At 42.3% G+C, this 19,955-nt stretch carries 16 protein-coding genes; 13 read left to right on the top strand and 3 right to left on the bottom strand.

Annotation, left to right across the window (positions count from 1 at the left end; genetic code table 11):
- Positions 1 to 44 precede the first annotated feature (44 nt).
- From J2X69_RS17600 to J2X69_RS17580, 5 genes are all read left to right on the top strand, one after another.
- A complete protein-coding gene (locus tag J2X69_RS17600) occupies positions 45 to 815 on the top strand; it encodes a histidine kinase (protein WP_310106257.1) in 771 nt (256 codons plus the stop codon).
- Positions 781 to 1,506 carry a response regulator gene (locus J2X69_RS17595; RefSeq protein WP_310106255.1) on the top strand — a complete coding sequence of 242 codons (726 nt, stop codon included), beginning with the start codon at positions 781 to 783 and terminating at the stop codon, positions 1,504 to 1,506. The genes J2X69_RS17600 and J2X69_RS17595 overlap by 35 nt, the downstream gene beginning before the upstream one ends.
- A 187-nt stretch (positions 1,507 to 1,693) precedes the next feature.
- Positions 1,694 to 1,975: a hypothetical protein gene (locus J2X69_RS17590; protein ID WP_310106252.1), complete on the top strand. Its 282-nt coding sequence runs from the start codon at positions 1,694 to 1,696 to the stop codon at positions 1,973 to 1,975.
- Positions 1,976 to 1,994: 19 nt separating this feature from the next.
- The gene (locus J2X69_RS17585; protein ID WP_310106249.1) at positions 1,995 to 4,271 is read left to right on the top strand and encodes a cation:proton antiporter; all 2,277 of its coding nucleotides are present in this window, start codon (positions 1,995 to 1,997) and stop codon (positions 4,269 to 4,271) included.
- 18 nt (positions 4,272 to 4,289) lie between these two features.
- Positions 4,290 to 4,469 carry a hypothetical protein gene (locus tag J2X69_RS17580; protein WP_310106246.1) on the top strand — a complete coding sequence of 60 codons (180 nt, stop codon included), beginning with the start codon at positions 4,290 to 4,292 and terminating at the stop codon, positions 4,467 to 4,469.
- A 60-nt stretch (positions 4,470 to 4,529) separates the two neighbouring features.
- On the opposite strand, the gene J2X69_RS17575 is transcribed toward J2X69_RS17580, so the two are convergent.
- Positions 4,530 to 5,777 carry a PepSY-associated TM helix domain-containing protein gene (locus J2X69_RS17575; RefSeq protein WP_310106244.1) on the bottom strand — a complete coding sequence of 416 codons (1,248 nt, stop codon included), beginning with the start codon at positions 5,775 to 5,777 and terminating at the stop codon, positions 4,530 to 4,532.
- A gap of 388 nt (positions 5,778 to 6,165) precedes the next feature.
- Between J2X69_RS17575 and J2X69_RS17570 the strand changes: the two genes are divergently transcribed.
- The 8 genes from J2X69_RS17570 (at position 6,166) to J2X69_RS17535 (ending at position 17,182) form a co-directional block, all read left to right on the top strand.
- Entirely contained in the window at positions 6,166 to 6,786 is a 621-nt protein-coding gene (locus J2X69_RS17570; protein ID WP_310106242.1) for an RNA polymerase sigma-70 factor, read from the top strand.
- A gap of 191 nt (positions 6,787 to 6,977) precedes the next feature.
- Positions 6,978 to 7,904: a FecR domain-containing protein gene (locus J2X69_RS17565; protein WP_310106240.1), complete on the top strand. Its 927-nt coding sequence runs from the start codon at positions 6,978 to 6,980 to the stop codon at positions 7,902 to 7,904.
- A gap of 200 nt (positions 7,905 to 8,104) precedes the next feature.
- Positions 8,105 to 11,578, top strand: a complete 3,474-nt coding sequence (locus tag J2X69_RS17560) for a SusC/RagA family TonB-linked outer membrane protein (protein ID WP_310106236.1) — start codon at positions 8,105 to 8,107, stop codon at positions 11,576 to 11,578.
- Between the two features lie 29 nt (positions 11,579 to 11,607).
- A complete protein-coding gene (locus tag J2X69_RS17555) occupies positions 11,608 to 13,068 on the top strand; it encodes a SusD/RagB family nutrient-binding outer membrane lipoprotein (protein ID WP_310106234.1) in 1,461 nt (486 codons plus the stop codon).
- Between the two features lie 243 nt (positions 13,069 to 13,311).
- Positions 13,312 to 13,761: a hypothetical protein gene (locus J2X69_RS17550; RefSeq protein ID WP_310106232.1), complete on the top strand. Its 450-nt coding sequence runs from the start codon at positions 13,312 to 13,314 to the stop codon at positions 13,759 to 13,761.
- Positions 13,762 to 13,830: 69 nt separating this feature from the next.
- Positions 13,831 to 15,000, top strand: a complete 1,170-nt coding sequence (locus J2X69_RS17545; RefSeq protein ID WP_310106230.1) for an aminotransferase class I/II-fold pyridoxal phosphate-dependent enzyme — start codon at positions 13,831 to 13,833, stop codon at positions 14,998 to 15,000.
- Positions 15,001 to 15,013: 13 nt separating this feature from the next.
- Positions 15,014 to 16,150, top strand: coding sequence for a permease (locus J2X69_RS17540; RefSeq protein ID WP_310106228.1), 1,137 nt, complete (start codon positions 15,014 to 15,016; stop codon positions 16,148 to 16,150).
- A gap of 261 nt (positions 16,151 to 16,411) precedes the next feature.
- Positions 16,412 to 17,182 (top strand): DUF6503 family protein, encoded by a 771-nt coding sequence (locus tag J2X69_RS17535; protein ID WP_310106226.1) that lies wholly within the window; start codon positions 16,412 to 16,414, stop codon positions 17,180 to 17,182.
- Positions 17,183 to 17,203: 21 nt separating this feature from the next.
- On the opposite strand, the gene J2X69_RS17530 is transcribed toward J2X69_RS17535, so the two are convergent.
- The gene (locus J2X69_RS17530) at positions 17,204 to 18,190 is read right to left on the bottom strand and encodes an alpha-E domain-containing protein (RefSeq protein ID WP_310106224.1); all 987 of its coding nucleotides are present in this window, start codon (positions 18,188 to 18,190) and stop codon (positions 17,204 to 17,206) included.
- 156 nt (positions 18,191 to 18,346) lie between these two features.
- A complete protein-coding gene (locus J2X69_RS17525) occupies positions 18,347 to 19,771 on the bottom strand; it encodes a circularly permuted type 2 ATP-grasp protein (protein ID WP_310106222.1) in 1,425 nt (474 codons plus the stop codon).
- Positions 19,772 to 19,955 lie beyond the last annotated feature (184 nt).

Here is a 19,955-nt window from a genome sequence, read left to right as displayed (position 1 = left end):
GGAAAAACCCCAAAATCTATCAGCCAAACCAACTTTGCAATTGAATGGTAAGCATAGCAGACATATCAAATGAAGTTTTTATCTCAATTGCAGTAATTGGGTTTAGCTTCCTTTTGACCAGTGTCTACCTGCTCCTTAGACTTGCCAGATCAGAAAAAAAAAGAAAGGAATCTGAGGACAGGTTCCAGCAACTGGAAAGCAAAATCAATACACTGGAATTACAAACCCTAGAATCGAAACTCAATCCGCATCTTTTCAAGAATATTCTTAATTCTATACAATCACATGCTTATCAAACCTATTTTGCTTTAGACAAATTAGCCAATGTACTGGATTACATTCTGTACGAAAGCAGAAACAAATTTGTAACGCCAAAGGAAGAGATTGATTTTGCCCTAAACCTAATTGAAATTAACAAAATAAAGATTAGTCCGCTGTTTGAGTTAAAAGTAAAGACAAAAATCAATGAATCAGAACCTTTATTTGAACAGCGACTATTGGCCCCGCTTATCTCAATAGATCTCATCGAAAATGCATTTAAGCACGCCGATTTACAAAGTTCCGATGCTTTTGTTTCGGTAATATTTGAGTTTAAGGAAAACACTTTTTCACTAACCGTATCCAATAAAATGTCGGGCAAAAAACCGATGAAAAAAGAAAAAAGCGGCATTGGCATAGAAGTTTTAGAACAGCGGTTGAAAATCATTTATCCCGACAATTTCAAACTCAACCGGTTTATCGAGGGAGATGTTTACATAGCACATTTAAAAATCAATCTACTTGAACACAAAGCTAAAATGCTTGCTGCTAGATGACGAGCTGCCGGGACTGACTTACTTGAAAATGCTATGCGAACAACTTCCTGACCTGGAGGTCGTGAAAGCCTATAATAATCCCATAACTTTTGTGAACGAAGCATCCAATCTGGAATTCGACTTTTGTATTTTAGACATTGAGATGCCGGAGATGAATGGCTTGCAGATTGCCAATTTATTGAATGGAAAACCTGTAATCTTTGCCACCGCCTACAAAGAATATGCAGCAGAAGCATTTGACCTTAACGCATTGGATTATATCAGAAAACCCATCAAACTAGACCGGTTAAAGCAGGCTATTGAAAAAGCGAAAAAATACATTGGCAATTCGGAAAATCAACTTCCAAAAACATACATCCAATTAAACACAAATAAAGGAAAGGCTATTCTGTTTTTTGACAAAATCGCCTACATCAAAACCTCAGAAAGTGATAGTCGCGACAAGGTCTGCCGGCTGTTTGACGGTGAAGATTTTATTCTGAAAAACATCACGTTCGATAAACTGAACGAATTACTTCCATCACCTGATTTTTGCAGAATCAATAAAAAAGAACTGCTTTCGATAAAGGCTGTTCATGTCTTTTCCTTTGATGAAATCACTACCAATTTAATGAATGATCAAGGGAAAAACGTCAAACTTTCCCTAAGCGAAAATTACAGAAATGAATTTCTGCAAAAGGTCAAGATCTAATTCATTACATATTTTTTCCGCCTTATTACATTCCGACTCCTTTTCAGTCCATTGCCGAATTCTTACTCCTGATTAACCTGCATCTTTGTAAGGTAAAACGACATTGAATAGGGTGGCAAAAAGCTCTGCCGCATCTCAGGATCCTATACGCCGACAAAATACTTGGCTCCAATTAACTGGTAAAATCATGAAAACGAGTTTCAAAGAAATAGATAAAGGAATCGTTGGGAGCTTAAATTTCCCCAACTCTGATGTCCTAAGAACAGATAAGAAAAAAAGCCAACGTCAGCATAACTTAGAACGTGCAATGGCATTGGGCAATTTGGAACAGATCAAGGTCAAAATTTACTTTGAAGACAGCAATGAAAAACTGTTTGTAGACACCACTATTTGGGGGGTTACAGATGAAAGCGTGATCCTGAAGCAAGGACTAATTATCCCAAACAAAAGAATCCACAAGGTCATCTAAACCAATCTATTTTTTATAAATGAGCAAATTTAAAAACAGCTTCTTTTACGTAGGCGTAATTGGAGGCTTCACCGCATTGATGTACTGGATTGTGCTGCTGGGCGCAAAGTTAGAACAAGGCAGAGATATCATCATTCCGAATACAGGAAGAACCCAATGGCAGGAATTTATCGACTCCCTTGCCCATAATTTGGGACATCCCCTGGCTATTCTTTTGGCGCAAATTGTCACCATCATTTTAGTAGCACGTTTCTTTGGCTGGATATGCAAAAAGATAGGCCAGCCAACTGTAATAGGGGAAATAATTGCAGGGATTGTCCTAGGTCCTTCATTTATAGGACTGCATTTCCCTGAATTTTCCACCACATTATTCCCCCCTGATTCGTTGGGTAATCTCCAGTTTTTGAGCCAGATAGGCTTGATACTGTTTATGTTCGTCATTGGAATGGAATTGGACTTGAAAGTCCTAAAAAACAAGGCCCACGATGCAGTGGTAATCAGCCACGCAAGCATCATTATCCCGTTTGCTTTGGGGATGGGGTTGGCCTATTACATCTATCAGTCGTTTGCTCCTACCGGCGTGCAGTTTAGTTCGTTTGCGTTGTTTTTGGGGATTGCCATGAGCATCACCGCTTTTCCGGTTTTGGCAAGAATCGTCCAAGAAAGGAGCCTGCACAAGACCCGGTTAGGAACGCTGGTAATCACCTGTGCTGCTGCTGACGATATTACGGCATGGTGTTTATTGGCAGCTGTGATTGCTATCGTAAAGGCAGGGTCATTTGTGAGTGCTTTGTATATTATTGCCATGGCTGCGCTCTATGTTTTGTTGATGATAAAAGTGGTCCGCCCATTTCTAACCAGAATCGGGAATCTGCATCAAACCAAAGAAAGCTTGAGCAAACCCATTGTCGCAATTTTCTTTCTGACGCTGATCATTTCATCCTACGCGACCGAGGTAATTGGCATTCATGCACTTTTCGGAGCGTTTATGGCAGGTGCAATCATGCCCGAAAACATTAAATTCAGAAACATATTCATTGAAAAAGTAGAAGATGTTGCATTGGTTTTACTTCTTCCATTGTTTTTTGTTTTTACAGGTTTACGGACAGAAATCGGTCTTCTAAATGACCCTTATCTATGGAAAGTCACCAGTTTGATTATTCTTATTGCTGTAGTCGGTAAATTCCTCGGCAGTGCCATAGCGGCCAAGTTTGTAGGCCAGAACTGGAAGGATAGCTTAGTCATTGGTGCATTGATGAATACCAGGGGTCTGATGGAACTGGTGGTTTTAAACATTGGCTACGATCTTGGGGTTCTGACTCCCGAAATTTTCGCAATGATGGTAATTATGGCTTTGGTCACCACCTTCATGACAGGCCCTGCTTTGGATCTATTCAATTGGGTTTTCAAATCCAAGGGAGCAGAAATCCCATTGGAAATAAGCCAAGGCAATAAGTTTCGCATGCTGGTTTCATTTGCAAATCCTGAGCGTGGAAAGTCACTTTTGAGATTGGCCAACAGTTTCGTCAGAAAACTAAATGGAAATGCTCTGGTAACGGCAATGCATCTCTCACCCACTAACGAATTGCATCATTATAACGTGGAGGAATATGAAAAGGAGAGTTTTACACCAATCATTGAGGAATCGGAAAGATTGAATCAGAAAATCACCACGTTGTTTAAAGCCTCGAATGACATTGATTCAGACATCACGGAGGTTGCCAACAAGGGTGAGTATGATTTACTGCTAATAGGTTTGGGACAATCCATCTTCGAGGGAAGTATACTCGGAAAAGTTTTGGGCTTCACCACCCGTTTTATCAATCCGGAAAAATTATTCAATCAGGTGACCGGGAAAGAAAGTTTATTTGAAAATTCCCCTTTTGATGAAAGAACCAGAAATATTTTAAACAAAAGCAAAGTACCGGTAGGTGTTCTGATTGACAAGGACTTTTCAGATACTGAAACAGTCTTTATACCTGTATTTTCTGAGCATGACACATTTTTGATTCAATTTGCCCAAAAACTCATAAACAATTCAGAGTCCCAAATCACAATTTTGGATGTAGCGGGACAATTAAAAAACAATGCTGAATTAAAAGAAAAAATCAGGGCTATCGAGCAAAAAGCCCCCAATCATATCAGCCTATTGACAGAAAGAATTATTGACAAAGAATTTTTGGCTGATCAAAGACTGATGATTGTAAGCATAGAAAGTTGGAAAAAACTGGTGGATTCGAAGAGTCTGTGGCTGTCTGATATTCCTTCCACATTGATCTTGAAAGACAGTATTTAAGGAACTACAAAGCTTTAGATGCTAGTACCTGAGAAGCAGGACAACCGTAAATCAGCGTACGGAAATCTCTATGCCTGCCGTAGTAAAAAGATGTCCAAAAGAACACCTCCTGAAATCGAGCCTGCCTGTGGCAGGGATGATTATAATGCCTGCGACCTGACTGCCGCAGGCAGGGATTCCATCGCCTTACCTGACTAATCGGGATGGCCTTTTAAAACAAATTATAATCATATGAAATCGGAAGATCTCTTATATGTTCTAAGCCATTTCCGCCACTTTACGGGCGACCGGCTTTTTCTTGCCTGGTTTTTTCTTACGCTTATTCCACCAGATCAACGTTCCGGTAATGGGCAATGAAGTCGCTATCAAGCAGGCTACAAACCACAGAAATTTGGAAAACTGACCAAAAATATCTCCCACATGCAAAGACTTCACCGATCTGCCAATTTGCTGACGGAAAGGTAAGTCCGAAAACAAATTAGCCTCAGTTACCGATAGATCCGAAGATGACAACGTTAATTGATCAGCACCGGCTCTAGCGAAAAAACCCGTTCTATATTTACTAACTCCCACCGGATCTGAAGCTTTGGAAGGAAGAGAAACTCTAATATTACCCACATATGGAAGTTCCGCATTGGTTTTTGCAAAAACCTCATCCAGAGAAACTATCGGAAGAGGAACTTCTGAATCAACTTTCTCAGGCTTCGGCCCTCTTCCAGGCCCTTCTGCATTCCCGGCTCTAGGACTTGGTTCTTGATAGATATCCCATGTTTTTTGCCATCCTTCTCTGTACCAAGTATAAGACCAGAAAGGTCCTGTTGCCGCCATTATAAAGAGGAAGATCAAAGAGTAAAAAGCCAATGTATTATGCAGGTCATGATTCACCCGCTTCCAGTTGGCAGACCATTTTATCTTCAACCCCTGTTTCCAACTTTTTACCTTATTGGGTACCCAGATCACAATTCCCGTAATCACTCCCAAAAGAAACAGAAGCGTAGCCACTCCATTGATAAATCTTCCCAAATCACGATTTCCCATGCTTTCCAGAATTGGCTCTTCTATTCTGTCGAGCAGTAGCCATCTATGAAGACTGAACATATAGCCCATAAATTCCGCTGTTGCCGTGCGGTCAGCTGTGTTTCCTACCAGCTCACCGGAATACGGGTTGACGAAATAGGTATTTCCCCTACCCTCTTCGTCCTTTTTTTTCAAGGTGAACTGTACCGTGCGATTAGCCTCTTCGTTCCACATCACACCAACTACATTAGCATCATTTACGCTTTCCAACGATTTTTTTAATTCATCAGCTGACATACGTTGTCCGCCTTCCTCTACGAAGTACAGCTCAGAATCCATAAATTCTCTGATCTCTGTATTGTACACGTAGATAGTTCCACTCAAACAAACAGCAATAACCACCAAACCCGAAATCAAGCCTGCATACAAGTGTATTTGGTCAAAAATATTTCGGATACTTTTCCAAGTGAAAGAACTTTTTGGCTGCATAAAATGGTCAGTTTAAAGGAAATGAGAAATAATCCAGACCGCAAAAATAAGGAAGAATTTAATTATTTAGATTTAATCTAATAAAGAATTGAAAAATCCTTTTAAGTCAACTTCGGCTAGCAATTAAATCCAGAGGGTTCGTGATTTCAAAAAACCACCTACATCCAACTAGGGATCAAATGGTTAACAACGTCCTTCAAGGCACACTCATCGTAATATTTGTTTTTTACCCCCATCAATAAATTTTGAAACAAATTTTCAAGATTTATATTTCATTTATAACCACTATTTGATAGTTTAACAGAAAATATTCTATTTGAACTTCAATATTAAACCAATTTTTCAAAATTCTACGAAATCATTTACCAAATTATCAAGTGAAAGACCCATGCCTGTAAAAGTGTCAACCCAACAAGAAATCATAGAAAGGATCAAAAATGGCGATGAGTCAGCATTTATTGAAGCCTATGACCTTTACTGGAAGAGCCTGTTCAATTTTGGCTACAAAAAACTCGGCAAAAAAGAGATTGTAGAAGGGATTGTCCAAGAGGTCTTTATTGATTTTTGGGCCAAAAGAGCCAAACTAGAAATCCACACATCACTCTCCTCCTATCTCTTCACGTCAGTGAATTATAGAATCATCAACCAATACAAATCCCAGTCCATCCGGGACAAATATTCGGAGAAGGAAAAATCCAAGGGTGAACAGAACAGCCCTTCCACCGAAGAACAGATCCTCTTCAACGACCTGAAGTCAAACATCAAGAAAGTCGTCCGGGAATTCCCCTCTCAGCGCAAAAAAGTATATCAGCTCCGTTTCAACAAAGGGCTGAGCTATACAGAAATCTCCCAAACTCTGGAAATCTCTGTAAGCACGGTGGAAAAACACCTGATGCGGGCACTCAAAGATATACGGGTCAGCCTGAGAGAACTCACGCTTTCTACACTTACGTGCATTGGGTCAGATCGTCTCTTACAACTACTGGAAGGGACATCCTATCTAAATTAATCCGGGCTTTTACATAGGCTTTATTTTACGGATAGCCCGAATCATTTCTTTTGAAGAAATTGAAACAATAGGGTCTAAAAATGAATCAATGAGACCCAAAATATATAAAAATAAAAAAAATCGGTTTTTTTTCGACAAACAATGGAGGTAAACTCTGTTTGAATTGACATATACAGTATAACACAGATGTTATGACCAAAGACAATTTCAATTTGTATCAAGATGGGAATGAGGAGCCACTGCCGGAGTTTGTGGAGGCCGGCAATTCTGACTTTGTAGATCAATTGAAGATGGAAGAACAACAGGCTTTGAAGAAGAAAATCTTCAAAGGAATCAAGTCCGGGATCCGGCAACATGAGGAAAAGCTCAAAAGTAAAAAGAGAATCCTCCATCGTGCGAAAATAGCCGCCTCAATTGTGCTGTTAGTCGCTGCCAACATTGGGCTTTGGCAAACCCTGAAATCAAAAACCCAAACCTATCAAACAGGAGCAAATGAGACTTTGGAGATCAAACTCCCTGATGGATCTATTGTCTTAATGAACTCCAACTCTTCATTAACCTACTCCTATACGTGGGCTTTGGGTTTTGACAGAAAAGTGGAGCTGACAGGAGAAGCTTACTTTGACATAGCCAAAGACACGAACTCCAAACGATTTGTGATCAATGAAGGAGAAATGATGGAAGTAGAGGTTTATGGGACCGAATTCAATTTCAAAAATCAACACCCCGTGCATAAACTGACACTTATAGAGGGGAGTGTAAAACTAGGCTACCAAAGTGAAGAAGGAAATACGAGTCGCATGGTAGTCCCGGGAGAAACAATAAAACTGAACGTAGAAAACCATCAGATTGAAACGAAAAAAGTAGCCGACCCAATAAGGCTTCTGGCATGGCAAAACAGAAAACTACGGATGCAAAATGAAAGCCTCGAAGATGTGCTCAGCATAGTGACAGAGCTTTACGACATAGAATTTCAAGTTCAAAAAATACCACCAACCACCCAACTTATTTCAGGAAGCTTACCATTAACCGACAATCCAAATGAGGTGATCGAAAATATCCAAGTGCTCTTCGATACTAAAATCACCCTAGAACAAAACTCATTAAGAATACAATAGATTACAGCTTGCCCTTCGGCCGGACCGCAAGCAACAACTTTAACAGCAATAAAATTAGTTCGAGCAAAAGCTACAGAGAAACCTGCAGCGACAATTACACTAGTGAGACTTGGGCATCTATCCGACCCCGGTCTATGAATGATTAGCAATTGACCCAAAACAAACACGAGTTATCATTCTAACCACTAACCTGTTAATCTATGCTCATCAAATTTACCCGTTACCTGTTGGTTGTCGGGGTGACCGGAGTGCTCGCACTCCCAATCTCCGCAAAAGGCCAAAACCCCACCCAATCTGCTAAAGGCCCAGCTTTCGACCAGAAGTTGGATAAAAAAAATCTGGAATCATCCTTAAAAGAACTGGAAGATTTATATGCTATATCCATTGCATATCCTTCTTCTTTGCTAGACCCGGAAACACAAATACCTGCCGCCATCAACTCCAAGCTTACCGCCGAGGAAAATCTGCATCGAATCCTCAAAGGAAGCCATATCCATTTCAGAAAAGGTGCCGGAGATTTCTACATGCTTGAGCAATCAGAAACCAAGGATGCAATAATCCCTCCTACAGCCAGCCCAACCTTTCAACTACCAACTCCCGCTGCTCTGAAAGCTGAGCGCACTATCCAGGGAGTTGTCCTAGATGATGACCAAGTACCTATTCCCGGTGCAAGTATCCTGATCAAAGGAACCATGAACGGTGTAGTAACCGACATCGACGGGAAATTTTCCCTCACGCTAGCCGATGACAGTTCCGACGCAATCCTGACAGTCTCCTTTATAGGATTTACCACCAAAGAAATCAAGGTAGGGACAGCTTCGGTCTTCACGATCGAATTAGCCTCATCCGATCTTGCACTGAACGAAGTAGTGGTCACGGCATTCGGTCTAGAACGTGACAAAAAGGCTCTGGGATATTCCACACAAAGCATAGATGGAAACGCCCTTACAGAATCCCGTCCTACCAATGTCGCAAACAGCCTTTCGGGAAGGGTAGCCGGAGTACAGGTCACAGGCAACTCCATGCCGGGCAGCGGAGCTCACATCGTAATCCGCGGCTCATCTTCAGTAGCCGGAAACAACGAACCCTTGGTGGTGGTGGACGGAGTACCCTTAGAGCAGACATCCAGCAGACAATATGGAAATGGCCTCTCAGAGATTAGCCCGGACAATATCAAGGAAATGAGCATCCTCAAAGGCCCTACAGCTGCTGCCTTATATGGATCACGTGCTGCCAACGGAGTCATTATGGTCACCACCAAAAACGGATCCGGGACAAAAGGTATTGGAATTGAATTCAACAGTAACATGACTTTTGACAATCCACTGGTAAAGCCGGATTTCCAAGACATTTATGGCGGCGGATCCGGCTACAGAACCTGGTATGTCGATGGTAGAAATGGGTTTGATGCAGACGGTATTCGGGGAACAGCCGGAGTCGATGAAAGCTGGGGAGCCCCAATGGATGGCCGAATGGTACCGCTTTGGTATTCTGCCCCCAATAGAGTCGCTCTTCTCCCGCAGCCCAATAACTACAATGACTTCTGGGAAACGGGACAAAGCTTTTCCAATACCGTGGCACTTTCCGGAGGAAATGAACAAGGCAGCTTCCGGGTAGCAATCGGCAGACTGGATCAGACAAGTATCATGGCTGACAACGATTATTATCGTAACAACTTTAAGATAAACACCTCTTATAAATTCGTCCCAAAGCTTCAAATGAGTGTGAATGCCGAATATGTCAAATCAGGGTCTGAAAACAGAAGTTTTACAGGAAGTCAGGATTTTATTTGGGCACACAGACACACAGACTACACCAAACTTAAAAACTGGGAGGATTATTACGACATTCAAAGGCAAACATTCCGACCGGGTGACGATTACCCCTACGCCAACTGGCAACATGAATATTTTTCCAACCCCTTTTTCAACCAGAAGTATTTACCCAATTCAAATGAGAAAGACCGCTTAGTAGGAAGCTTTGCACTTAACTACGATATATCGGAGCACTTCAGCATCCTGGCCCGATCAGGAACGGATTATTGGACCGATACCCGAATAAACATTAATGGGGTAGAACGGGAAAAAAACGACACTAAGATACTTGGCTCCTATTCAGAAACAGTTATGAGCAGTCAGGAGACAAACAATGATGTTATACTGACTTATTCCAAAGACGTCAGTTCCAGACTTTCCTTAAAAATACAAGCAGGGGCAATAAACAGAGTAAACAACTACAAAAGTACTTCGGTAAATGTCACCGAACTGACAATAGACCGACTATATAACTTGGGAAATTTTGCAAGCCCCGTATTCCCGTCAAGCCTAATAAGAAAACAGGAAGTTAACAGTGTTTTTGGCTCAGCGCAATTCGGATACAACAATTACTTATTTCTGGATGTAACAGGAAGAAATGACTGGTCGAGTACACTTCCCGCTTCAAACAACTCATTCTTCTACCCTTCAGTGGCGGTGAGTGCTGTACTTACTGATATTTTCGACATTCAGTCCGGCGTTCTTTCATTTGCAAAAGTCAGAGGAAGCATAGCACAGGTAGGCAATGATGCTGACCCTTATAAGCTTGAACAAGTATTTGAATCAAAAGGACTTTGGGCCGGCACTACCCCTACTTACGCAGAATCCAATGAAATCGCCAATAGAACGCTAAAACCGGAAATAACTACCGGTAAGGAAGTAGGACTGGACTTAAGGTTCTTTGAAGGAAGAGTTGGATTGGATTTTACTTACTACCACCAATCCACTGTAAACCAAATACTTCCAGTATCTATTTCAACCGCATCCGGGTATAGCAGTCAAATACTAAATGCAGGTAAAATAACAAATCAAGGGATCGAACTGACAATCAATGCCACACCTATTAACTCCGCATCGGGATTCAGCTGGTACACCGCATTGAATTTTGCAAGAAACCGAAATAAGGTGGTAGAATTAGCCGAAGGTCTGGAGAACTACATTTTGGGAACCCAAAACTCTCTCACGTCTGAAGCACGGGTAGGCCAGCCATATGGCTCGCTATACGGAAGAAGATATCTAAGAAGCCCTGAAGGCGAACTCGTCTACACAAATGGACTTCCAATATTAGAAGAAGGCACCTATGTTTTAGGCAATATTCAACCTGACTGGATAGGCGGATGGACCAACTCATTTGCATACAAAGGTCTTGAGCTCAGCACACTGATCGATGTGAAAATGGGCGGAGACATATTCGACGTAGGAACGGGACTAGCCAGAAAAACAGGTCAATATGCCGAAACAGCCATAGGACGGGAAGAAGGAGTTATAGGTCAAGGTGTAGTAAACATTGGCACGTCGGAAGAACCGGTCTATACACCAAACGATGTGGTGGTAGATGCCACTACATTCTGGAATGCCCAGAATCCACGCACCTACCATGAAGCAGGCATTTTTGACGGCACCTTTATAAAACTCCGCGAGCTGTCTTTGGGATATGTATTTCCAAAAAGATTTATGGGCAATAAGTTCATCCAAACCATGAAGCTGTCCTTTGTGGGGCGAAACCTGGCGATTCTTTATAAAAACCATCCTCACATGGATCCCGAAGTGGATATGAAAGGTGGCAATGGACAAGGGTTTGCCTACGGACAATTACCCACTACACGGAATCTGGGATTCAATCTTAACGTGACATTCTGATCAAATCACCTACCTACTAAGAACTTATCATGAAAAGACTATACATCTCCTCCATAGCAATACTTCTTTTGACCTTCGGTACAATGACTTCCTGTACCGGGGATTTTGAAGAAATCAACACAAATCCAAACGACCCGCTTTCTGTTCCCCCATCCTTGCTTTTACCTAATGCGATTCAAGTCGTGGCCGACAGGTACTGGGGTCATAGCACTAGATTCGAAAGACTAAATATCGATGCCGCTATGTGCTGGATCCAGCATCTTTCAAGAAATATATACATCAATGCTGAAGGAGATAGCTATGAGATACCGCTCACTATCTCTTCAGGAACTTGGAACAATCTCTACAATGAAGCCCTCATCAACTTTGAAAGGGTCAAGATCTTGTCTGCACCTGGAGGAGCCTACGAAAACGCCAACTATGTGGGGATTGCAATGGTCATGCAGTCATTTACGTACGCGTATCTGACTGATGTATTTGGACCTATCCCTTACTCCGAAGCACTGAAAGGCACAGCAGAAGAAGCCATAAACTCTCCAAAATATGATTCGATGGAGGAAGTATATGCAGGTATTTTGGCCGATTTGGCAGAAGCAAACGACCTCCTCTCTACTTCCGGTCCTGCGGTAGTTGGAGATATTTTGTTTAACGGCGAAATCATGGACTGGAAACGCTTCGCAAATTCCCTTGCACTAAGAATTGCCAATAGACAAGCGGTCAAAAAGCCCGCAGAGTCAAGGGAAATCATGACTCGTATCCTCGCTGATCCGGCGAAATATCCGATTATAGAAAATAATTCCCAAGCAGCGGAGCTAATTCACTCTGACGCAATCGGCAGCAGAAACAAGATGTTTGACGTATTCTCCACCCGGTCAGACTGGAATATCAGTACCACACTAATCGACAAACTACTCGCTCTTGATGATGAGAGAATCACAGTTTACGCTCAGCCTATAGGAGATGGCAGCTACTTGGGACTTCCCAACGGGCTGACTGATGCAGCAGCCGATAAAATCAACGCTTCCAGAATTGGGGTTAAATACATAACCCCAACTGCTCCCAGCGTGCTGATGACATATGCAGAAGTAGAATTCATCAAAGCCGAGGCTGCATTGGACGGAGATATAGATGGTGATGCTACAGAATTTCTGGAAAGCGCCATCAGAGCCTCCTTCAATCAACAAGGACTTACAATGCCAAGTGACTACATGAGCAGGATAGGCGGTGTCACCAAGGAGACCATCATGACTCAAAAATGGATTGCCCTTTTCGGACAGGGAGTGGAAGCCTGGAATGAATATCGTCGCACAGGATATCCCGTCATGCCTGCCCCTCATCCAAGTTCTGCGTTTTCAAATAACGGAGTACTTCCCACCAGAATAGAATACCCCACATCAGAATACTCTCTAAACAAAGCCAATCTGGATGAGGGTGTCAGCAAACTTGGCGGCTCCGACAATATGAGAACTCCACTCTGGTGGGTAGAATAACGAAAATCGATCCAATAATTCAACTGAAATCTATATGAAATCGAGCATGACTCAAGCGTCACACAACTTGTCCCGAACTTGTTTCGGGAGAGGGGTGATTACCCCATATGCGAGATTCCATATGGCCACTGAAAAAACAAATTATAATCATATGAAATCGAGCATGACTCAAAAGTCACACACTGGGATGATTATCAGCCATGCGAGATTCCATGTGACCGCTAAAAATCAAATTATAAACACATGAAATCATTCAATATATACTTAGTTCTGGCAGCTTTTGCCACTATTGCTTTCACCCAATCCTGTGTGGAAGGCGAAGATCTGGTGACACCAAATGTGGCATCGCCTGTTTTGGTTTTACTCGAAGGAAGCTCCTTCGATTCATTATCTCTAGTCACTGTAGGTTCCAGATTTTTGGAACTTGACAAGACCAATATTCTGGATCATACCAAAGGAATAGATTCCATTCCGGTGCCTAATCTAAACATCACTGTCTTCATCAACAATACCACCGAAGTAGCCAAACTGGTGACAGACGCCGGCGGCAGTGCCGAATTGGTTGTATCCTGGGCTGATCTTGGCTTAGCGGAAGCGACAGGGGGCAACCAGATTCGATTGGAATTTGCAGGCACTCACAAAAACACAGCTTTCAGAAAATACCACACAGTAATAGTTGAAAAAGTTGATTAACACCACAAGTATTTATAAAACCAAAAAAAATATCCTTCTAAAATTCTCAACAATCTTATTAAAGTCGCTATGAACCACTCTATTAACAGAAGAAATTGGATCAAATCCAGCCTTATGGCTGTGGGAACGATGGCAGTAGCCCCAGCTTTTGCCCTACCAAAAAACAAAGCACTGGCCGTCTATCAGCCTGACTCTATCCTGCATGAGCACATCCCTGCTTTCAGATACGATGAAGCGCGTATTGTAGCAAAACTAAATGCCAATGAAAACCCCTATGGTCCATCGCCCAAAGTCATTAAAGCCATTTCAGACTCTGTCTCATTGGGCAACAGATATGGACATGGAGAGGCAAAGGTGCTACTCGACATGATCGCCGAAAAAGAAGGCGTATCTCCCGATCACATCATGCTATCACCGGGATCTTCAGATATCCTGGAGAAAGTGGCGTTTGTACAATTCATGAACGGTGGCAATGTAGTATCTGCAGATCCTTCTTATATGTCGCTGATGAACACCGCACAAAAACTTGGAGCCACCTGGAAACCGGTGCTACTGACAGGGGATTATCAACATGATCTAGACGGAATGGCTGCTGCGGTAGACGCGGAGACCAACTTAGTGTATATCTGTAACCCTAACAACCCTACCGGATCTATTACTGACGCCGCCAAACTAAAAACATTCTGCTCAAAAGTATCGGAGAAAACGCCGGTGTTTGTAGATGAAGCCTATTTGGAATTTCTGGAAAAACCTGAAGAAAGCTCCATGGCGGGATTAGTAGCTGAAGGCAAAGATGTAATCGTAGCCAGAACATTCTCCAAAATCCACGGAATGGCAGGGCTGAGAATCGGCTATATGATAGCGCTTCCTGAGCGGATTGAAAGCATCACTTCCATGGTGAGGAGCACTATGGGACTTTGTGTCACTTCACTAAACGGGGCTATTGCAAGTATGCAGGAAGAAAAATTCCTAGCCAGCTGCAGATCAATGAACACTGAATGCAGAGAATATACCAAAGGTGAAATCGCCGCACTCGGATATGACATAATCCCTTCTGAAACAAGCTTTCTGATTTTCCCTCTACGAATGGAAGGTCAACCTTTTATGAAGGGAATGTATGACAGTGGAGTGGGTATCCGTGTATTCAATATTGACAACAAACCTTGGTGCCGGGTAAGTATGGGCACAATGGATGAAATGGAAATTTTCGTCGACGCATTCAAAAAGGTGACAGCCTAGAGATTAAAACACTATGAGTATTGCACTTCAGAAGACCCTTTCACTGCTCCTATTGATAGTTATCGGGATATTCCTCCAGAAAAAACTACAAAATGAGGATCAGAAAAAGGGGTTAAAAACTATAATTCTAAACATCGCCTTGCCGGCAATGATCTTTGTTGCTTTGTTGAAAATCGAAATCAATCCGGATCTACTGATTCTTCCGGTTTTGGCTTTGATCTTCAATATCGTGATGATTTTCCTCACCAGGTATTCTCTTCCATTTTTTGGAATCAAAGCGAATACTCCGGCTATGCGAACACTGATGTTGCTCCTCCCTTCTCTGGCTCCCGGATTGACCTGCTTTCCATTTATAGTAGAATATCTGGGCGATGATGTTCTGGCTTGGGCGGCGCTCGCAGACATTGGAAATAAGTTGTTTGTATTGGTGCTGGCCTATCTGCTGGCTATGTCTTGGTACTACAAAAACCAAAAGCTGGAAGCCAGATCAAATGGCCAGAAAGTCAAAGAACTGTTGATAGCCATGGTAAGTGAGCCGATCAATCTGGTAATTCTAGTTGCTATAGTTTTACTCAGCTTCGGATTCAATATGGAAAGTATGCCGGCATTTCTTAGCGAATCCATCCTTATGATGAAGGACATGATGACACCGTTGGTCTTGCTTTTCATCGGAATAGCCGTGATCTTCAAATGGGATCAACTGCGTGTGATCACTTCCATACTTACGTTCAGGGCGGGGGTTACATTTCTGCTAAGTGGACTTTTCATCTGGCTGGTTCCTATGCCTTCGGAAGCTGCGGTACTGCTTGCGGTAGTATTCCCACAGAGTGCGGTGAGCTTCTGGCCATTTGCACATATGTCCGCCATCAGAAAGTTTGAGTATGACAACAAGGCTCAGAAGGACAATCCAACCTTCGATCTTGAATTGGGGATTAACGCTTTAGCTGTATCCATGCCCTTCAGCACCTTGTTGATCTTAGGGGTATTTACTTCCGGCAGCTATTTCACTTCACCACTTCATGTCCTATCAATCGGTGGACTGTTAGTAGTAGCAGCCTTACTGCCAAAAGCCATACAATTGATCAAAAGCTCAGATTTCAGTTTGGACTCATTGAGAGAAAAGGAGCTGAAAGACAGCTCTGCAGAATAACACAAGTTAGGTTAACAGAACAATCTATAGGTCTGATCAAATGAAAATGCCCGAGCTCTGCTCGGGCTTTTTTGATGAAAGTCACTCTTACTCAGGAGAAAAGGATGTGGACAAAAAACTTCTGCAGGTTCCGAAACTTGCAATTATTCTTACCACTAGGAGTTTTCGGATGATTCTTCCGCATATTAACTATGTATTGAAATTATCCGATTGGGTATATCTCAATTTCCTCTTAAATTGAATTCCCAAACACACCATACTATGCACAAAATCAGCCTGGCTGTCACCAATTTAATCCTCCTTTTCTCTATTGTTTCTTGCCAAAGCAAAGTGGAAAAATCCCTGCCTGAGCTTTCTCCGGAATTTACGACAATTCTGGATGCTCACGGTGACTGGCAAAAATGGTACAACTCCAAAGCTGAAAGCTATGCCATGATCCATGAGGGAGTGATGACTGAGGAAAATGCATTAATCAATCTGGACAGCAGAAAAATACGACTTTCAAATACAGAATTTGAGATTGGATTTGATGGAAGCCAAACCTGGATTAGCCCGAGCAGAGAAGCATACAAAGGAAAATCAGTTAAATTTTACCACAATTTGTATTTCTACTTTTTCAACATTCCCTATGTGTTCACGGATCAAGGTGTGACAGTGGAGAAAGTAGCCGACAAATCTCTCAACGGTAAAAAATATCCGACCTTTCAAGCCAAATTTGATTCAAGCACAGGTTCCAGTCCTAAGGATCAATACTTCATGCTGATCAATCCCGAAACCAACAGACTTGAATACCTACTCTACAACGTCACCTATTTTGGGGATGAAAACCCGCCACTAAGCGCCCTGAAGTATGAAGATTACCGCAATGCCGGCGGGGTTTACTTCCCGAGAATTCTTACAGGATACACTTTTGACAACGACTCCACCGGAAATCTAAAGTATCAAGTCACCTTTGCCGATGCTTTACTTTTGGATGAGGAATTTGATTCAGAGATTTTCAAGAGACCTGCAAATGGAATTTTCGCTGACTGATCAGCTAAGAATTCCAAGCGATTAATTCTGGGATTGACTCTGAGTCTGAACGGTATGGTTATCCCTGATCGTAAAGAAATTAGAATCCACAAGATTTGAAATCCCATTGATCTTCAGCTGAAGATTATCAAGGTATTCATGCAGGCCAAAACCTATAATTTCACCTACTTCCGCAAACTCCAACCGTGACCGGAGTTCACCCATAGCCTTTTCGGCAGAATTCATATATCCCCCTCCCATATTGCCCGAGATATTGTGAAGGCATTTCTCCGCTTCCTTGATGCAATAATATATAGATCTGGGAAAATACTTGTTCAGCACCAGAAACTCCACCACACACGCTGAGTCAATATTCCCATACAATCTGCGGTAAGTGTTGAATGCGGTGACTGATTTTAGCAAAGCCATCCAGTGGAGGAAATCAAGAGGAGTCCCCACTTCCTGATCTGAAGGCAATAAGATGTGGTATTTCACGTCCAATATCCTCGAAGTCTTATCCGCACGCTCCAGGTATTGACCGAGCTGCCTGAAATACCAGCCTTCAATCCTTGCCACACTGCTATCCGCTATACCATAGATCAGTAAAATCTGGTTTTTTACTTTTTCAAAAAATGGCCTGGGATCCTCCTTCTTCCAAACTTTCCTCACCAAGCCCTCCTGCATCATATAGTAGAGTTCGTTGGCTTTCTCCCAAGTTTCTTTGTTTAGGTTTTCACGGATAATCCGAGCATTTTCTCTAGCATTTTTGATCGTCGAAAGCATAGAATTGGGATTTTCCGCATCAAATCCCAAGAAGAACAATACCTGATTTCTCTCATAGCCTTTGAACCTCGCTTCATAAAGCTCCAAATCACCGGTAGCTGCTATCAGCGGGTGCCACTGTTCTTTTAGATCTACAGGCAGATCCTGCATCAGATTGAAATTCACATCAATAAATCTCGCGTAATTCTCAGCACGCTCCAGGTATCTTCCCAACCAATAAATACTATTTGCTACTCTACTTAGCATATTCTTTCTGTTTATTAATGTATATCCGTTTTCTATCGGTAAGGAATCAAAAGCAACATAGGATTTGGTGAACTATAGTTTTTAGGCTACTTCTTCCTGCCGTTACACCAAAGAACAGGAAGCTAACGGCATCGTTGCGGATAATCATATTGTCTATTAATATAAAACCCAAGTATCCTTACTTCCTCCACCCTGGGAACTATTTACCACCAGCGAACCCTTCTTCAGTGCTACACGGGTCAATGCTCCCGGAATCACTTCTATCTCCTGCCCATATAAAATATAAGGTCTCAAATCCACATGCCTTCCGCTGATCCCTTCTTCGCACAATGTAGGTACAGTGGAGAGTGACAACGTAGGCTGGGCGATATAGTTTGTCGGATTGTTTGCGACCAATTCTCTGAATCTAGCATGCTCTTCCGGAGTAGCTTTTGGACCGATAAGCATCCCATAGCCTCCGGCCGCATTAGTTTCCTTCACCACTAACTCCTCAATATGGTCCAACACGTACTGCCTGTCCTCCTCCTCCCTACACAGGTAAGTGGGCACATTGTTCAAAATAGGTTCCTCGTCCAGGTAATACTTGATAATTTTTGGCACATAGGCATAGACCGCCTTATCGTCTGCCACGCCGGTTCCGGGAGCATTTGCAAGAGCAATGTTTCCGGCTTTGTAGGCATCAAAAAGACCGGGCACACCAAGCATGGAATCAGGGTTGAAGGTCTTGGGGTCAAGAAAAGTATCGTCAATCCTGCGGTAAAGCACATCGATTTGCTGCAATCCTTTCGTGGTCTGCATGTACACTCTCCTATTCTCCACAATCAAATCAACGCCATTCACCAGTTCCACTCCCATCTGTAAAGCCAAATATGAATGCTCATAATATGCGGAATTATAAATCCCAGGCGTCAAAACTCCCACCACCGGTTTTGGTTTGTCCGAAAGATTCTGAAGCATTCGCAGCAGCTTAGTCGGATAATTGGACACCGGCATCACGCCCTTCTGATTGAAAATATCCGGATAAACACGCTTAATGATTTCCCTGCTTTCCAGCATGTAGGACACACCGGAAGGACACCTAAGATTATCTTCCAGAATATAGTACTCTCCGTCTTTACTTTTCACCAGATCCGTTCCTGTAATATGACACCAGATGCCTTTTGGCGGTGTGAGTCCTATACAAGGCTCAAGATAATCCTTGCTCTTAAGTATCAAATCCGAAGGGATAATTCCATCTTTTAGAATATTACGTTCATTGTAAATATCCTGAAGAAACAGATTAAGCGCCTGGGTTCGCTGCTTTAATCCAGCCTCCAATTTCTGCCATTCTGAATTGGGAATTATCCTGGGGATTATATCCAGATGAAGAATCTTCTCCATCCCCTGATTATCATGGTAGACATTAAAAGTCATCCCCATCGACCGCTGTGTCTGGTTCGCTGAATGCTGAAGATGGTTCATCTTCCGGGAGCTAGTCTTTTTCAGATGATGATAAAATTCACTGTAATGTTCTCTGATCTCCCCATCTGCGGAGATCATCTCGTCATAATGTTCCCCTGCGTTGTATCCTTCGGTCTTCATAAGTTTATCTAAATAAAAGAAGCTTCAAAAAGATAGCTGAAAAAGAGTAATTGTCAAAAAAAATAATAAAATAGGTTCATATTTTTATCAAAAACTCCATTACAATCACATTTTTCCAATAAATGAACTTATTAATTACCGATTCTTTATTTAAGAAAATCATTGAGTCAGCACTTCCTTTAGA

The sequence above is a fragment of the Algoriphagus sp. 4150 genome (genome assembly GCF_031457395.1).
GTDB lineage: Bacteria > Bacteroidota > Bacteroidia > Cytophagales > Cyclobacteriaceae > Algoriphagus.
This window is presented reverse-complemented; position numbering and strand designations above follow the sequence as displayed.

Coding starts and splice junctions, on each gene's coding strand:
- J2X69_RS17600 (WP_310106257.1), top strand. CDS start 45: ATGGTAAGCATAGCAGACATATCAAATGAAGTTTTTATCTCAATTGCA.
- J2X69_RS17590 (WP_310106252.1), top strand. CDS start 1,694: ATGAAAACGAGTTTCAAAGAAATAGATAAAGGAATCGTTGGGAGCTTA.
- J2X69_RS17585 (WP_310106249.1), top strand. CDS start 1,995: ATGAGCAAATTTAAAAACAGCTTCTTTTACGTAGGCGTAATTGGAGGC.
- J2X69_RS17580 (WP_310106246.1), top strand. CDS start 4,290: ATGCTAGTACCTGAGAAGCAGGACAACCGTAAATCAGCGTACGGAAAT.
- J2X69_RS17575 (WP_310106244.1), bottom strand. CDS start 5,777: ATGCAGCCAAAAAGTTCTTTCACTTGGAAAAGTATCCGAAATATTTTT.
- J2X69_RS17570 (WP_310106242.1), top strand. CDS start 6,166: ATGCCTGTAAAAGTGTCAACCCAACAAGAAATCATAGAAAGGATCAAA.
- J2X69_RS17565 (WP_310106240.1), top strand. CDS start 6,978: ATGACCAAAGACAATTTCAATTTGTATCAAGATGGGAATGAGGAGCCA.
- J2X69_RS17560 (WP_310106236.1), top strand. CDS start 8,105: ATGCTCATCAAATTTACCCGTTACCTGTTGGTTGTCGGGGTGACCGGA.
- J2X69_RS17555 (WP_310106234.1), top strand. CDS start 11,608: ATGAAAAGACTATACATCTCCTCCATAGCAATACTTCTTTTGACCTTC.
- J2X69_RS17550 (WP_310106232.1), top strand. CDS start 13,312: ATGAAATCATTCAATATATACTTAGTTCTGGCAGCTTTTGCCACTATT.
- J2X69_RS17545 (WP_310106230.1), top strand. CDS start 13,831: ATGAACCACTCTATTAACAGAAGAAATTGGATCAAATCCAGCCTTATG.
- J2X69_RS17540 (WP_310106228.1), top strand. CDS start 15,014: ATGAGTATTGCACTTCAGAAGACCCTTTCACTGCTCCTATTGATAGTT.
- J2X69_RS17535 (WP_310106226.1), top strand. CDS start 16,412: ATGCACAAAATCAGCCTGGCTGTCACCAATTTAATCCTCCTTTTCTCT.
- J2X69_RS17530 (WP_310106224.1), bottom strand. CDS start 18,190: ATGCTAAGTAGAGTAGCAAATAGTATTTATTGGTTGGGAAGATACCTG.
- J2X69_RS17525 (WP_310106222.1), bottom strand. CDS start 19,771: ATGAAGACCGAAGGATACAACGCAGGGGAACATTATGACGAGATGATC.